At 65.5% G+C, this 14,139-nt stretch carries 13 protein-coding genes; 7 read left to right on the forward strand and 6 right to left on the reverse strand.

Translation table 11 applies throughout. The features are described from left to right. The first annotated feature begins 8 nt into the window (after window positions 1-8). The 3 genes from AC1Q7Q_RS23470 (at window position 9) to AC1Q7Q_RS23480 (ending at window position 2,393) form a co-directional block, all read left to right on the forward strand. Window positions 9-827 carry a carbon-nitrogen hydrolase family protein gene (locus AC1Q7Q_RS23470; RefSeq protein ID WP_492371765.1) on the forward strand — a complete coding sequence of 273 codons (819 nt, stop codon included), beginning with the start codon at window positions 9-11 and terminating at the stop codon, window positions 825-827. A 112-nt stretch (window positions 828-939) separates the two neighbouring features. Continuing rightward, window positions 940-2,013: a porin gene (locus tag AC1Q7Q_RS23475; RefSeq protein WP_492371764.1), complete on the forward strand. Its 1,074-nt coding sequence runs from the start codon at window positions 940-942 to the stop codon at window positions 2,011-2,013. A gap of 8 nt (window positions 2,014-2,021) precedes the next feature. After that, entirely contained in the window at window positions 2,022-2,393 is a 372-nt protein-coding gene (locus tag AC1Q7Q_RS23480) for a hypothetical protein (protein ID WP_492371763.1), read from the forward strand. A 48-nt stretch (window positions 2,394-2,441) separates the two neighbouring features. On the opposite strand, the gene AC1Q7Q_RS23485 is transcribed toward AC1Q7Q_RS23480, so the two are convergent. Continuing rightward, window positions 2,442-2,816: a hypothetical protein gene (locus tag AC1Q7Q_RS23485; RefSeq protein ID WP_492371762.1), complete on the reverse strand. Its 375-nt coding sequence runs from the start codon at window positions 2,814-2,816 to the stop codon at window positions 2,442-2,444. A gap of 242 nt (window positions 2,817-3,058) precedes the next feature. Between AC1Q7Q_RS23485 and AC1Q7Q_RS23490 the strand changes: the two genes are divergently transcribed. Further along, complete coding sequence (locus tag AC1Q7Q_RS23490; protein WP_492371761.1) at window positions 3,059-3,466, forward strand: hypothetical protein; 408 nt, start codon at window positions 3,059-3,061, stop codon at window positions 3,464-3,466. A 152-nt stretch (window positions 3,467-3,618) separates the two neighbouring features. Here AC1Q7Q_RS23490 and AC1Q7Q_RS23495 read toward each other — a convergent pair whose 3' ends face one another. The 3 genes from AC1Q7Q_RS23495 to AC1Q7Q_RS23505 are packed head-to-tail and all read right to left on the reverse strand — an operon-like array spanning window position 3,619 to window position 8,305. After that, window positions 3,619-4,914, reverse strand: coding sequence for a c-type cytochrome (locus tag AC1Q7Q_RS23495; RefSeq protein WP_492371846.1), 1,296 nt, complete (start codon window positions 4,912-4,914; stop codon window positions 3,619-3,621). Between the two features lie 8 nt (window positions 4,915-4,922). Further along, window positions 4,923-5,474: a (2Fe-2S)-binding protein gene (locus tag AC1Q7Q_RS23500; protein WP_150985035.1), complete on the reverse strand. Its 552-nt coding sequence runs from the start codon at window positions 5,472-5,474 to the stop codon at window positions 4,923-4,925. Beyond that, the gene (locus AC1Q7Q_RS23505) at window positions 5,471-8,305 is read right to left on the reverse strand and encodes a xanthine dehydrogenase family protein molybdopterin-binding subunit (protein ID WP_492371760.1); all 2,835 of its coding nucleotides are present in this window, start codon (window positions 8,303-8,305) and stop codon (window positions 5,471-5,473) included. Before AC1Q7Q_RS23505 ends, AC1Q7Q_RS23500 begins: the two co-directional genes overlap by 4 nt. 453 nt (window positions 8,306-8,758) lie before the next feature. On the opposite strand from AC1Q7Q_RS23505, the gene AC1Q7Q_RS23510 reads away from it, so the two are divergent. From AC1Q7Q_RS23510 to AC1Q7Q_RS23520, 3 genes are all read left to right on the forward strand, one after another. After that, entirely contained in the window at window positions 8,759-9,658 is a 900-nt protein-coding gene (locus AC1Q7Q_RS23510; RefSeq protein ID WP_492371759.1) for a LysR family transcriptional regulator, read from the forward strand. Between the two features lie 160 nt (window positions 9,659-9,818). After that, window positions 9,819-11,795: an aconitase family protein gene (locus AC1Q7Q_RS23515; protein WP_492371758.1), complete on the forward strand. Its 1,977-nt coding sequence runs from the start codon at window positions 9,819-9,821 to the stop codon at window positions 11,793-11,795. A 90-nt stretch (window positions 11,796-11,885) separates the two neighbouring features. Next, window positions 11,886-12,896 (forward strand): Bug family tripartite tricarboxylate transporter substrate binding protein, encoded by a 1,011-nt coding sequence (locus tag AC1Q7Q_RS23520; RefSeq protein ID WP_492371757.1) that lies wholly within the window; start codon window positions 11,886-11,888, stop codon window positions 12,894-12,896. Between the two features lie 446 nt (window positions 12,897-13,342). On the opposite strand, the gene AC1Q7Q_RS23525 is transcribed toward AC1Q7Q_RS23520, so the two are convergent. Continuing rightward, the gene (locus AC1Q7Q_RS23525) at window positions 13,343-13,654 is read right to left on the reverse strand and encodes a non-heme iron oxygenase ferredoxin subunit (protein ID WP_492371756.1); all 312 of its coding nucleotides are present in this window, start codon (window positions 13,652-13,654) and stop codon (window positions 13,343-13,345) included. A gap of 8 nt (window positions 13,655-13,662) precedes the next feature. Continuing rightward, the gene (locus AC1Q7Q_RS23530; protein WP_492371755.1) at window positions 13,663-14,136 is read right to left on the reverse strand and encodes an aromatic-ring-hydroxylating dioxygenase subunit beta; all 474 of its coding nucleotides are present in this window, start codon (window positions 14,134-14,136) and stop codon (window positions 13,663-13,665) included. Between the last annotated feature and the right edge of the window lie 3 nt (window positions 14,137-14,139).

Consider the following 14,139-nt stretch of genomic DNA (forward strand, 5'->3'; position numbering starts at 1 on the left):
GCCGGAAAATGAAAATCGCTGCCATTCAGATGGTGTCTTCGCCGAGCCTGGCGGACAACCTTGCCGTTGCGGAGAACCTGATCGATGAAGCCGTGCACGGCGGTGCCACGCTTGTCCTGTTGCCTGAGTACTTCTGCCAGATCGGTCTTCACGAGACCGACAAGTTCGCGATTGCCGAGGCGTTTGGCGAAGGGCCAATCCAGGCTTGCCTGGCCGCCAAGGCAAGGCAGCACGGCGTATGGATCGCGGGTGGCTCGCTCCCGCTGGCTACCACGCAAGCGCCAAAGGTTACCAACACGACATTGTTGTTCGGGCCCACGGGAGAGGTCAAGGCGCGCTACGACAAGTTGCATCTCTTCAGCTACCTGGATGGCACTCGCGACATCGACGAGAGCCGGACGATGGTTGCGGGCACCGAAATGGTCACGGCGCAGACGGAGTTCGGCCGCGTGGGGCTATCCATTTGCTATGACCTGCGCTTTCCGGAGCTCTACCGGGCCATGCAGCAGGTGGATCTCATCCTCGTGCCGTCGGCATTCACGCAAACCACCGGCCGTGCGCATTGGGAGGTCCTGCTCCGCGCGCGCGCGATCGAGAACCAGTGTTATGTGCTGGCTGCCGCGCAAGGCGGGACGCACGCCAATCAGCGGCAGACGTTTGGCCACAGCATGTTGATCGACCCGTGGGGAGACGTGGTTGCCAGCCTGCCCCAGGGCGAAGGCGTTGTCATCGGCGAAATGAGCCAGGACCGTTTGCGCAGCGTCCGCGAAGCCATTCCGGCGCTCAAGCACCGACGGATTCCGGGGCCGACGGCCCTCGGTTTGTAATACAGCAGGCCGCGCCGGCGCACCTCAAGCGTTCCAATCAAGCGTGCCAATTCTTCCCGCACTCGTTCAAGACGAGGGTGTGGTCCTCGCATTGCCTAACGGTTTGAAATCCATGAAGACAAATACCGCAGCATTGGCTGCAGTGACGGGGCTGAGCATCTCGGTCTGCACCTGGGACGCAAAGGCCGAATCAACGGTCTTTGGTGTCGTGGATATGGCGCTCGATATCTCGAAGCAAGGACTGGGAACGCTGACCCGCCTGCAGAGCGGCAGCGACTGGGGCTCACGTTTCGGCATCAAGGGGGACGAGCGCATCGCGCCGGGCCTGAGCGCCGTTTACTGGCTGGAGAGCGGCTTTGGGGCAGACGACGGGATGTCCCAGCAAGGCGGGAGGCTGTTCGGACGCCAGATCTACATGGGGCTTGCCAGCGAGCAGGCGGGCCGGCTCACGTTCGGTCGCCAGTACTCTCCCGAGAACCGGATGTTCTGGAACATCGATGCGTTCAACGCGGGGCTGGCCGGCGGCCTGCCGGCCATCATTCCCGCCGGTGTGGCGCGTGCAACGCTCGGCCGGGTCGACAATTCCATCCTATGGACGTCCCCGGATCGTTGGCCCGGTGTCACTTACGTGATGTACGCGCCGGGAGAGGTCACGGGGAACCAGCGGGCCGGGCGGATGTGGGGCGTGTCCACGCGGCAGAAGAACGAGGTCGTCGACTTCAACATCGGCTTCGTGACACAGCGCAACGCGACCGACACGGGAAGGCTGCAGGCCTTCACCATCGGGGGAAACTACACGGTGGGGCCGGTGAAGCTGTTCACAGGCTGGCACCGCGACTGGAATAGCCAGGCGAACACGCCGGCAACAAAGGGCCCGGAGCAGGTCTACGACATGTTTCCCTTCGGCGTGAAGTACGGCGTCGGTGCGCACACCACGCTCATCGCCCAGTTCGTGCTGGTCAAGGACCGTACGCAAGGCGTGGCAAACAGAAGCACCAATCTCATTGCTATCGGCGGCCACTACGCGTTATCAAAGCGCACTGTCCTGTTCGCGGCGGCAGGGCGCATTCTCAATAAGAACGGATCACAGTACTCCCTTGGCGGTGGCTTGTACGCCGGCGGCACTGTCGGAGCGGGTAACCCAACGGCACGCACTGTCCAGATCGGCATGCGGCACAACTTTTGAGAGATTCCATGATTTCAAACTGGATCGCACAGCATGCAGGATGCATCCGCGTATTTAGATTCGAGGTGTTGCCCGGCCAGGAACTGGCCTACCAGGAATACTTGCGGGATGTGGTGGAGCCCATCGACGAGGTTGCTTTTGCCGATGGCGCCTTCCTTGAGGTGCTTAGCCTGACCCAAGCCAATCCGCGCGCCAAAAGCGCGGTGCAATGCCGTGTGTTCACGTTCCGGGATGTGGCGCAACGCGATGCCTTTCCCGGGCTGATTGCCGAAGCTGCCAGGCAGTTCGATCAGACCGAGGAAGCACGCGATCTACGCAAGGCCTACGCCGATACGCTTCGGACCGTGGTCGGGGTCGACGACTACGAATTGAGCGCGTAGGAAGGGGCGCCATCCCGCGACAAGGGGACCGCCGACGCGCGGCGTAGATCAATCCCCGCTCGCATCCTCTGAACGTTCGTGCAAGACGTGCCCGAACTCATCCAGTTCCTTCTGGATCCTCGCCATGCTGGCGTCAATGGTCTGCTGCGTAACTTCACCATCGACGAACTCAACCGAGACGCGGGTAACACGGGAATCCTTGTCGACGATGCCCTGCAGCACCTTGTCAAATAGCTTCTCCCCGGCACGCAAGCCGAGCGGGCGGGGAACAAGCACCTTGACCAGCAGGATCTCCGCCTCACTCTCCGATTTCTCCGTTTGCGCCACATCGGCAAAGGCAGTCCGCAGATACGATTTGAGTTTCAAGACACTCAGGTTGCCGGGAACACCGATATGCGACACCCGAACCTTTTTCTCAGCCATGCTAGCTCTCCGCCGAAATTGAACGCGAGGACTATACCGCAGGCGGCGTCGGAATCGGCGCGAAGCCTGCAAGGGGCGTGCCGCAGAGGATGGGGGATGCACAGCGAGCACGCGCGGTTACCCCGCCTTGGCGTCGATGGCAAGGCTGGTAAATGACTGTTGCAAAATCAAACAAAATGTCAGGTGCCTCGGCGCTACAGTGGTCCTTCCCATGCCTGAAGGCGTTTTTAGGAGGTACACGAATGAAGCAACATCTGGCGAAATCCCTGTTGATGGCTGGCGCGATGATCGCGTCCTACCCGCTGTTCGCGCAGCAGGCCCAGCCCATCCAGCCGGCCCAGCCGATGCCGATGACTCAGCCGATGCAATCCCCCCAGCCTATGCAATCCGCCCAGCCGGTGCCATCCGTGCAGCCTGTGCAAGCCATGCCGGCGGCAGCGCCGTCGGCCCAGGCGACGCTGCCGGCCGCACGCGACCCTTATGCGCAAAGCGCCGAACAGCCGGTTCAGCCGGGCATGGCGAGCGCACCGGTCGACCCGACGCTGGCCCGCAGCCCCAGCCCGGCAATGGACGCCGCCAGCATGAGCCTGGCTCCCGATGCGCTCGGGACGCGCCTGGGCCAGCGCAATCCTTTCCTCGACGGTGCCTGAGCGCCTGTCAGCCTTCCTGAGCCCCAACCCTTCGGAGTGCAACGTGCCGTGAACCGGGCAGCGCGCCGCGCTGCACGCAAAAGCAAGTAGCGATGAAGTCGCCGGTTGAACCGGCGGGCAGGGCGCCGGCACGTCCGCGCCGGCGCCCTCGCTCAATGGCCCTTGCCCGCTTCCGCGCGCAGGGCCTTCACCTTGTCCGCGCTCACATCGCCGGGTTGTCCGCCGTAGCTCGCCCGCAGGTAGTTGGCCAGGTCCGCCAGCTCCGCGTCGCTCAGGCGCGACGCAAAGCCGGGCATGTCCTGCATGCTCTCCAGCCCGGGGAATTTCTGCGCTTCGATGCCGTCGAGCATGGACACGATCAGGTTATGCGGATCGGCGTTGCGCACGGTGGAGTTGCCCAGCATCGCCACCGCCACATGCGGCTTGCCCTCGCCCTCGCGGCCGTGGCAGCCGGCGCAGACGGCCAGGTATTGCTGGCGGCCAGGCTTGAACTGGGCCGCATCCGCGTTGGCCGGCTTGAGTGGCTGGGGCCGTGGCGGCTGGTCGCCAAGCAGGTAGGTCGACATGGCGGCAAGGTCGGCCTTGTTCAGGTACTGGCTGCTGAGATGGACCACGGGGAACATCTCGCCGTAAGCCGAGCCTTGCGGCGCCATGCCGGTGGCGAAGAAGGTCTGCAGGTCGGCGCCCGTCCAGCCCCGCGCGGCCAGGCCCGCCGGCGTGATGTCCGGCGCGGCCACGCGGCCGAGCGCTGCGCCGGCCAGTGGCTTGGCTGCGTCCAGGCGGCCGAACATGGCGCGCGGCGTGTGGCATTCGGCGCAGTGGCCCAGCGCGTTGGACAGGTAGCGGCCGCGCTGCCAGGCCGAGGTCTGGCCGGTGGAGGCATCGGGCAGCTGGTCTTTCAGGAACAGCAGGTTCCAGCCGACCAGCGCCACGCGCATGTTGTACGGGAAGCTCAGGTCGTGCGGCCGGTTGGCCACGGCGGCTGGCTTTAGCTGCATCAGGTAGGCGTACATCGCATCGGCGTCGCCGCGCGACAGGCCGCGGTACGAGGTATACGGCATGGCCGGGTAGAGGTGCTTGTCCGGCGTGACGCCATCATGCAGCGCCTTGTAGAAATCGTCGGCGCTCCACTTGCCGATGCCGTGGTCCTTGTCCGGCGTGATGTTGGTGCCGTAGAAGGTGCCGAACGGCGAGGCCAGTTCCACCCCGCCGGCAAACGGCGCACCCTGGGCGCTGGTATGGCAGGCGGCGCAATCGGCGGCGCGTACCAGGTAGCGCCCGCGCGCGATCTGGTCGGCGGGCGAGAGCCTGGCGGCGGGCTGCTGGTCGGCGGCAGTGTCGATCGGGGCGCCGTGGTCGCCGCAGCCAGCCAGCAGGGCCGCGCCCAGCGTGGCCAGGGTCGCCAGCGTGGTGCGCGCGTGTCGGAGGAAGTCGGGCTGGCTCATCATACTCATCATCACTTGTCTTCCTTTACCAGGCCCGGGGTGTTGACCACCACGTCCTTGACGGCTTCGAAGTAGCGCACATAGCCGGTGCAGCGGCAGATATGGTCGTTGAGCGCCGCGGTGATGGTCTCATCCACCTTGCCTCTGGCCACCGGCTGGCGCTTCAGGCGCTCCACCAGGATGGTCGCGCCGTTGACGAAGCCGGGCGTACAGTAGCCGCACTGGAAGCTGAAGTGCTCCAGGAACTTCTGCTGCACGGGCGAAAGCTCCACCACCTCGCCCTTGTCGTTGCGCTTGGCGTGGCCCTCCACCGTGCGCACCTTCTTGCCCTGGAAGTAATGCGCGCCGGTGATGCAGGCGCGCACTTCCTCGCTGGTGCCGTCGGCCTTGTCGTGGATCACCACGCAGGCGTGGCAGATACCCTGGCCGCAGCCCAGGCGCGACCCGGTGAGCGCAAGGTACTCGTGCAGGAAGTCGATCATCATCAGGCCTTCCGGCACATCGATGGGGCCAACGTCCTTGCCGTTGATATTGAGGGAAAGCGGTTGGGTGGCGAGGCTCATGCCAGGATCTCCTGAATCTTTTCGGCGCTGACCGGCAGGGCGGTGAAGCGATGGCCGATGGCATGCGCGATGCCGTTGACGATGGCGCCCACCACCGGAATCATCACCACTTCGGCGATGCCCTTGGGCGGATCGGTTTCGGATACGGGCGGCAGGACCGTCCCGGTTTGCGTCCATACGGCCACGTCGCTGGCGCGCGGCAACGCGTAGCGGTTGAAGTTCCAGGTGCCGTTGCCGGGCCCGTCCTCGTACAGCGGCAGGAACTCGTGCAGCGCATGGCCGATGCCCATGGCGAGGCCGCCCTGCAATTGCCCGGACACCAGCGCCGGCGACAATTGCGAGCCGCATTCCATGATGGAGTGATGGCTGAGGATTTCCACCTTGCCGCTGGCCGCATGCACGGACAGCTCCACCAGCGTGCCCACCGCGCTGTAGTAGGTCACGCTGGCGTTGTTGCGCTGGGTCGGCGCGATGTAGACCTTCTTGCGGTCCAGCACCTGGTAGCCGCCGCTGGTGGTCATGCGCGCCTTGCGCGCGGCGTCGGCGCCGTCGCCGTAGCGCACCGACAGCCCGTCGATGGGCAGCCGGGTGGCCGTGCCGTCGACGTCGAAGTCGGCTTCGGTCCATTGCCAGCGATTGAACACGTGCACCGTGGCGCCCGTGACCAGGCCGAGCTCGTGCGCCTTCTTGGCCAGTTGCTCGTAGGGCAGGGCTTGCAGGCCGCCGGCGGTGAGCTTGCCTTCGACCCAGCGCGCGTCCTCCACGCGCACCACCAGCGAGGCCGCCTGGCCGCCGCCAAAGCCCTGGCTCCAGATTGCCATGGCCGCCGGCCACAGCCCGTGCATGAAGACCACGCGGGCGGCTTCACGGGTGCTGTGGGTGAAGTAGTAGGCCGAGTTGGTCGCACTCGATGGCGACGCATACGCCGGCGACCAGCGTGGGTTGGCCGACAGCTTGTCCTGGTCGGCCTGGCTCATGATGTAGGGATCGCCGGTGGCGGTGACGGGCAGGTCGGGCCAGTCGGTGAGCGCCACGCGCACCTCGGTGGCGGGCTTGCCCAGCCAGCGCGCCACGGCCACCGCTTGCGAGGTGGACATGCCGGTGCCGATCTCCGCGCCGCAGTGATGCAGCGCGATGGTGCCGTCCGCGCGCATCTCCACCTTGGCGAACGAGGCCTCGGCGCCGGTGCCGAAGTCCTTCTGCACGCAGGCAAAGCCCACGCCGTAGCGCCGGCCGGGATGGCTGGCTTCAAAATCCGCTTTGCGCTTCGCGCGGTTGGTCCACAGCGGATGGGCCTTGGCCGCCTGCAGCACCTCATCCACGCGAATCGCGCCGGCAGGGATCGCGCCCTGCGTGTTCTTCATGCCAGAGCGCAGCGCGTTTTTCAGGCGGAACTCGATCGGGTCGAGCTTCAACTGCTCGGCGAACTCGTCGACCATCATCTCGGTCGCCGCCATGCTCTGCAGCGTGCCGTAGCCGCGTGCGGAGCCCGCGTCGATGGCGCGCGTGGCGATCGCCACCGCGGTCAGGTCATTCTTCGGGAAGTAATAGATCGACTGCGCCGCGGTGGCGCCCACCATCGCCACGGACGGCGAGAAGTTGGCGCGTCCGCCACCGTTGGCCTCGAAGTCGCCCTGGAACGACTGGAACAGCCCGGTGTTCTTGTCCACCGCAATGCGGTAGCGCATCTTGAAGGCGTGGCGCTTGATCGAGGTCTGGAACTGCTCATAGCGGTCGTTGGCCAGCCGCACCGGCTTGCCGTCGGCGTAGAGCGCCGTCACCAGGCCGTAGAAGGGGAAGTTGTAGTGATCCTTGGAGCCGTAGCCCACGGTGTAGCAGGGATGGACAAACACCTGCCTGACCGGGAACGCGCCCTTGGCCTTGGCCATCATCTCCGCCGTGCTGTCGCCGACTTCGATGGGCGACTGGGTCGGCACCACCATGTGCAGCGCCTGGGTGCTGGCGTCGTACCAGCAGTTGGCGTTGTCCGGTTCCAGCGCGGCGGTGTCGATGGACTGCGTGTTGTACTCGCGCTCCAGCACCAGCCAGTCAGCCGGCGGCTGGTCCAGCTGCTGGCGGATCTGCCCGGCATGGAACATGCCTTGCTCGCCAAGCTGGCCGTGGTCCTTGCCATCGGGCCAGACCGGTTCGTGCTTGCGCATCATGCTGGGGAACAGCGGCGCGTTTTTCAGGCTGGAGAACACGTCGTCGTCGAACGGCGTCTCGCCGCCCACCCGCACAAAGCGGAACGTGCCCCACGGATCGCGCTCCAGCGGCCCGGTCTCGGCGCCGTAGCGGATGATCTCGTCGTGGAACTTGAGCTTGTCCTTGGCAAAGCGGAAGCGGGCGAAGTCGTGATAGATCAGGATGGCCACGGCGTGGCCGAGATAGGCCGGCGTCTTGCCTTCCGGCAGCAGCATGTCCTCGCCGTAGAAGGCGGGAAAGGCCACGCCGTCGCGCGCCAGGTCGGCGGCGGTGACCACGCGGTCGGGCTTGAGATCGTCACCCAGCAGCGCCAGGTCGAAGCCCGCATAGCTGCGGTCCGCCCTGGTGGCGCGCAGGATGAAGGCATGCGATTGCGCCTTGGGCCAGTGCGGCATGTCGCGCGCGCGGATATCGCGCGCGAAGACCTTGTCGCCGGTGACCTTGGCCATGCCGTCGATGCGGAACCTGGGGGCGCCGGTCTTGGGGTCCCACTGGACCGGGGTCAGGATTTTTTCTTCGAACAGGGCTGCGAAGGCCTTGCCGCCGATCGGTGCGATATACACCGACACCCCGGCCACGACGCTGGCTTTCAGGAAAGTGCGGCGCGTTGGGCTGAAGCTAGCCATGGATTTTCCTTGAGAATGCGCGGATGCCGCCGCAGCGGCGTCCGGGCGAGATACGCGGCCTGATGCGTCCGGCCTGGGCGGCCGGGCGAACGAGACGGGAGAAACCGGAAGGCGGGGGGCAGCGGCAATCGAGGTCTCCGTGCATGAGGGCGCGGGCACGAAGTACGGCACCGGCGCGGATTACGACGCAAGACTGGGCTGGTGATCTGTGGGGCAATGCAAGGTTTTATTCTAGGCGTGGAAGTGCACGCCGGGGCGCGGATTCTGCGCCGTCAGGGGTGCGGTAGCAACAGGGCGGGCTGAATAATGCTTATCACGGCCGTGTCATTCCGTTTGGAGTGACATTGAGGTAGCGCATTGTGCGGAGCACAAATCCACGTCGCGCCGGCGTGCCACGCCTGCGATCGCCGTCCGCCGTCGCCTGCAATGCCTGATCGTTGTAGCATCGCTGCCATGGACAACCTGCTCAGAAAACTCGACCTGACCTCGCTGCGGCTGTTCGTTGCCGTTTGCCAGGAACAGAACATTGCCCGCGCCGCCGAGCGCGAATTCATTGCGCCGTCGGCGGTCAGCCGCCGCATTGCCGAAATCGAGGCGCTGATCGGCTTGCCGGTGATCGAGCGGCATCCGCGCGGCATCACGGTGACGGCGGTGGGCGAGACGGTGCTGCGGCATGCGCTGGCCATCATTGGCAATATCGAGGCGCTCGGCGCGGAACTGTCGCGTTTTACCTCCGGCGCGCGCGGCAACGTGCGCCTGGTGTGCAACCTTGGCGCCATCGTGCAGTTCCTGCCTGAGGACCTGGCTGCCTTTGGGCGCGTGTATCCCGATATCGGCATCGAGCTGGAGGAGCAGCACAGCCCCGAGGTGCTGCGCATGGTCGGAGAGCGCAGCGCGGACTTCGGCATCTGCAATGCGATCCAGGGCGTGGAGCAATTTGTCTCGCTGCCTTACCGGGAGGACCAGCTTTGCGTGCTGGTGCCGCGCGGGCATGCGCTGGCATCGGCGCAGCAGGTGAGCTTTGCGGACTTGCTGGGCGAGACCTTCGTCGCGCTGCGCGATGAGAGTGCGTTGAGCCGCCTGCTGGCGGAGCAGGCGGCGCGCTTGAACGAGGCGCTCAAGATCAAGATCCGGGTGGCGAGCCTGGATGCCTTGTGCCGCATGGTGCACGTCGGGCTAGGGATTGCTGTCGTGCCGAGGCAGGTGGGCGAGCTTTACCTGAACACCCTGGACGTGGTGGCGCGGCCGCTATCGGACCCCTGGGCGACACGGCAACTGGTGGTGGTGTTTCACTCCCGGGAGCATCTCTCGGCGAGTGCCTTGGCCTTGGTCGGCTTTCTTTGCCGGGAATAGGAACAAGGTGGGAGTAAGGTGCGAATAAGGTGGGCAAAGCGAAGCGAGCGTGGGCAAATAGCCAGCCGTCGCAAACCGAGATGCCTGCCATGCCGACTGCGCACTTTGCCCCGGCGGCGCCAAACCATATAGTGGGATCACCACAACGAGAAACCCCGCAATGGAAGCCACCATCCGCTTCGATGGCCGCGTGCTGTACCTGTCGCAAGACCCCGCCTGCGTGCGCGCCCAGCTCGACGGCAAGCCGATGACCCGGGCCGAGGCCGGCCCGCTGCGCGACAACATTTCCACCGACGAGATCACGCCCGTCACGATCATGCTTACCTACGATGAGCGTCTGGGGCAATTCCCCTACGTGGGGTTCCAGGCGGGGGGCGAGCAGCCGATCGGCCGCGATGCCATCCGCAACGGCGGCTTTGCCGTCACGGTGGCGGGCAAGCGCTATGGCAAGGGCTCCTCGCGCGAGTCCAGCCCGCTGGCGGAGCTGTCGGCCGGCATCCGCCTGATCGTGGCGGAGAGCTTCGAGCGCATCTACCAGCAGAACTGCGACAACATCGGCATCCTGACCACCACGGATTTCACCGTGCTCGACCGCGTGCTGGCGGGCGAGGCGATTCCCATCGAGGCCTTCCTGACCGGGCGCGATGCGCTGACCCAGCAGGTGATCCGTGCCGGCGGCCTGCTGGCCTATAGCCGCGCGGCAAGCTGGCCGGCGGCGGGCGAGGGCGCGCAGGGCACGGAGGCAACTGAGGCAACCGGCAACGCCGCACCGCGCACCTTGGTGGAAAAGATCATCGCCCGCCATCTGCTCCCTGGCACGCCGAGCGCTGAGCGCGGCCAGGGCGTGTTCGTCGCGGCGGACTGGCGCTTCTCGCACGATTACTTCACCGGCATGTGCGCGCACCTGATGCACCGCGCGTTCGGCAAGCCGGCAACGTTGCACGCGCCGGATCACATCATCGCGTTCCAGGATCACCTGGTGCTGGCGGCCCAGAGCTTCCCGCATGTGCGCGACGGCTTGTTGCCAGGGGTGGCCAACCTGATGCAGGGACATAGCCGTTTTGCGCACGACTACCCGGTGCGCTCGCATCACGCGCTTGCGGGCGAAACACCGGGCTCGGAAGGCATCTGCCATGCGCTGATGGCCGAGCAATACGCGCTGCCGGGGCAGGTGGTGGTGGGCACCGATTCGCACACGCCGCATTCCGGCGCGCTCGGCTGCCTGGCGTTTGGCGCGGGCGCCACCGATGTCGCCAATAGCTGGGTCACGGGCTACGTGCGCTGCAAGGTGCCGGAAACCCTGCGCGTGGAGGTGGAGGGCGAGCTGGCCGAGGGCGTGACGGCCAAGGACATCGTGCTCTACCTGCTGCAGATGGAAGCAATCCGCTCGGGCGGCGCCATCGGCGTGGTGTTCGAGTATGCCGGCAGCACGGTGCGCGCCTTGTCAATCGACGAGCGCGCCACGCTGACCAATATGGTCGCCGAGCTGGGCGGCTTCACCGGCATCGTCGAGCCAGACGACAAGACCGTGGCCTTCCTGAAGGCGCCGCGAGGCGTCGATTTTGCGATCGAGGACTGGATGCGCAGCGACGCAGGCGCGACCTACCGCGACGTGATCCGCATCGACGCCGGCGTCATCGCGCCCATGGTGGCGCGCCCCGGAGACCCCGGCAATGGCATCGCGGCCAACACGCTGGATGCGCCGGTGCCGGTGGACATTGCCTACGGTGGGTCCTGCACCGCAGGCAAGCGGGAGGATTTCGACTACTACCACGAGGTGCTGCGCTGGGGCCTGGAGCATGGCCTCAAGGTGTCGCCCCGCACCCAGCTGTTCCTGCAGTTCGGCACCCTCGGCGTGAAGGCCTACTGCGAAGCGCGCGGCTATATGGACACCTTCGCTGCCGCCGGCGCCACGCTGGTCATGCCGGGATGCGGCTCGTGCGCCAACTGCGGGCCGGGCGCTTCCACCACCCGCGAGCAGGTCACCATCAGCGCCATCAACCGCAATTTCCCCGGCCGCTCGGGGCCGGGCCAGGTCTGGCTGGCCAGTCCTTATACGGTGGCCGCGAGCGCGCTGGCGGGGCAGATCAGCACATTCGGGCAATTGCAGGCAAGCCGCGCCGCCCCCGCACCCTAGCAGCACACCCCGGCGTCCACGCGCAAGCGGGGGCGCGGCGGCATCCATAGCCGGGCGACAGATCCCGGCAGCCATCCACAGGAGACAACGATGTTCCCCAATACCTCGCGCGTCCTGCGCGCGGCGGGGCGGCTGCTTGCCGTCGCCGCCATCGCATTCCCCGTCATCGGCGCGCACGCCGTACATGCAGCGCACGCTGCGGACAAGTATCCCGCCAGGACCGTGCGCCTGATCGTGCCGAACTCGCCGGGCTCCACCGCCGACGTGGTGGCGCGCGTGGTGGCCGAGGGCATGGGCCAGGACCTCGGGCAACCGTTCTACGTGGAGAACCTTCCCGGTGCGGCGGGCATCCCCGGCACGCGGCAACTCGTATCCGCCGCTGCGGACGGCTACACGCTTGCGGTGGTGTCGTCCAACCATGCCATCAACCCGGGCCTGTACCGCAATATTCCCTATGACAGCGTGAAGGACATCACTGCCGTAGGGCTGATCGGCACCACCCCGCTGGTGCTGGTGGTGGGCGCGGGCTCGCCGTACAAGACCGTGCAGGAACTGGTCGCGGCGGCGCGGGCGCATCCGGGCAGCCTGAGCTACGGCTCGTCAGGCAAAGGCAGCGTGCTGCATCTGGCGGGAGAGCTGCTTAAATCGAAGGCCGGCATCGATATGCTGCACGTACCCTACAAGGGCGTGAACACGTTGATGACCGATGTGCTCGGCGGACAGATCAACGCTGCGTTCCTGGCCACGCCGTCAGCCCTGCCGCAGATCAAGGCCGGCAAGCTGCGGGCGCTGGCGGTCAGCACGCCGGCGCGGCTCGACAGCCTGCCGGCGGTGCCGACCCTGGCGGAATCGGGCGTCAAGGACTATGCCTACGATGCCTGGATCGCGCTGGTCGGTCCCGCCGGGTTGCCCAAGGACGTCGCCGCCCGGCTACAGCAGGCGCTGGTCAAGGCGCTGGCCGCACCCAAGGCGCGGGAGCTGTTCGCCGCGCAGGGCTTTGTCGTGAAGAACGGCAATGGCGAAGAGACGGCCCGTCTCATCCGCGACGAACTGGGCAGGAGCCAGGCACTGATCAAGAGCGCGTCGATCGTGGTGGAGTGAAGGCGCAGCCGTCACGAATTTGCAAGCGATGCCATTCGTCGCGGGCGCGGTGGCACCGCTTTGACAATCCCGAGACCTTGACCACCGCGCCCGCCCCACCACGAAACCATTGGCGGGCGCAGTGTCGTGGTGCTTCGCGCCGGTAACGGCAGATTGGCGAATGGGCACGGATTCCGCTACCGGGGGCCGCACCACGCATCCCGGAAATTGGCAGCGTCGTGGCCCGAAAGTGTCAACCATGTCCTCGCACACCTGTCACCTATGTCCCCGGTCTATACACCGACGCAAAGAAGAGTGACCGGCAGCCCCCGCAGGGGGATGTCGTATGGCACTTGGGTGCTTAAACCAACGCCGACGAAGTAAACAGCGACACCCCCAGCAGGGCAATGTCGTAAGGCACCTTGGGCGCAAAATGCCAACACCGCTCAAAAAAACAGCAACACCCTCTATACCTCCACAAACACCTCCCCATTCTCAACCCTCACATCAAACACCTCAATATCACTAGTCAGCGGCTCACACATCGCCCGCCCGGTGCGCACATCGAACTTGCCCTGATGCAGCGGGCATTCGATTTCGTGCCCATCGAGAAAGCCATCGCACAGGCGCGCGTTGCCGTGGCTGCAAGCGTTGTCCGTAGCGTAGACTTCGCCGTCCACGCTATACAGGGCGATCTCCCTGCCCCCCGCATTGACTGCCACGACATCATCCTTGGGAATTGCGACCAGCTGTATCACTTGAATCCACTGCTTCGACATGGCACACCTCAAATCGGATAAATGATGGAATTGGCGATCATTTCGCTATCGAATACGCATAGCCGGGACTCGAACTTCAAGCCCGCCCCGGTGCGCCGGATCACATCGATATAGCGGCCCACGTTGTACACGGTGGATTGCCCATCCGGCTTGGTGCGAAAGACGGCGTAGCTGGCCTCGGCGTCGATCCGCTCCACATCGGCCTTCAGGATGCGCGGGATGCCGACCACATGCCGCTGATAGTAAGGATCATGGAAGATGGTTTCGGTCGCCCCGTAGATGCGGTCCTTAAGCATGCCGCGGCTCTCGAAGGAAAGCGTGGCAAGCGGAAAGCCGCCATCGTAGTTCTCGCGCGGTTGTAGCTTGTAGACGCACGCCTCGGTGAAAAAGTCCGGCCACTTCTCCCATTCATTATTGTCAAGCGCCGCAGCGTAATCCGCATACAGCGCCAGCACTTGCGAGTAGGTTTCAAAGTCGAGCATGTC

This window comes from Cupriavidus sp. GW823-FHT07A04, from assembly GCF_058794615.1.

Excerpts from the sequence above, each read along its gene's own strand:
- AC1Q7Q_RS23475 (WP_492371764.1), top strand. The coding sequence starts at position 940 with ATGAAGACAAATACCGCAGCATTGGCTGCAGTGACGGGGCTGAGCATC.
- AC1Q7Q_RS23495 (WP_492371846.1), bottom strand. The coding sequence starts at position 4,914 with ATGATGAGCCAGCCCGACTTCCTCCGACACGCGCGCACCACGCTGGCG.
- AC1Q7Q_RS23525 (WP_492371756.1), bottom strand. The coding sequence starts at position 13,654 with ATGTCGAAGCAGTGGATTCAAGTGATACAGCTGGTCGCAATTCCCAAG.
- AC1Q7Q_RS23490 (WP_492371761.1), top strand. The coding sequence starts at position 3,059 with ATGAAGCAACATCTGGCGAAATCCCTGTTGATGGCTGGCGCGATGATC.
- AC1Q7Q_RS23510 (WP_492371759.1), top strand. The coding sequence starts at position 8,759 with ATGGACAACCTGCTCAGAAAACTCGACCTGACCTCGCTGCGGCTGTTC.
- AC1Q7Q_RS23515 (WP_492371758.1), top strand. The coding sequence starts at position 9,819 with ATGGAAGCCACCATCCGCTTCGATGGCCGCGTGCTGTACCTGTCGCAA.
- AC1Q7Q_RS23530 (WP_492371755.1), bottom strand. The coding sequence starts at position 14,136 with ATGCTCGACTTTGAAACCTACTCGCAAGTGCTGGCGCTGTATGCGGAT.
- AC1Q7Q_RS23485 (WP_492371762.1), bottom strand. The coding sequence starts at position 2,816 with ATGGCTGAGAAAAAGGTTCGGGTGTCGCATATCGGTGTTCCCGGCAAC.
- AC1Q7Q_RS23505 (WP_492371760.1), bottom strand. The coding sequence starts at position 8,305 with ATGGCTAGCTTCAGCCCAACGCGCCGCACTTTCCTGAAAGCCAGCGTC.
- AC1Q7Q_RS23470 (WP_492371765.1), top strand. The coding sequence starts at position 9 with ATGAAAATCGCTGCCATTCAGATGGTGTCTTCGCCGAGCCTGGCGGAC.
- AC1Q7Q_RS23500 (WP_150985035.1), bottom strand. The coding sequence starts at position 5,474 with ATGAGCCTCGCCACCCAACCGCTTTCCCTCAATATCAACGGCAAGGAC.
- AC1Q7Q_RS23480 (WP_492371763.1), top strand. The coding sequence starts at position 2,022 with ATGATTTCAAACTGGATCGCACAGCATGCAGGATGCATCCGCGTATTT.
- AC1Q7Q_RS23520 (WP_492371757.1), top strand. The coding sequence starts at position 11,886 with ATGTTCCCCAATACCTCGCGCGTCCTGCGCGCGGCGGGGCGGCTGCTT.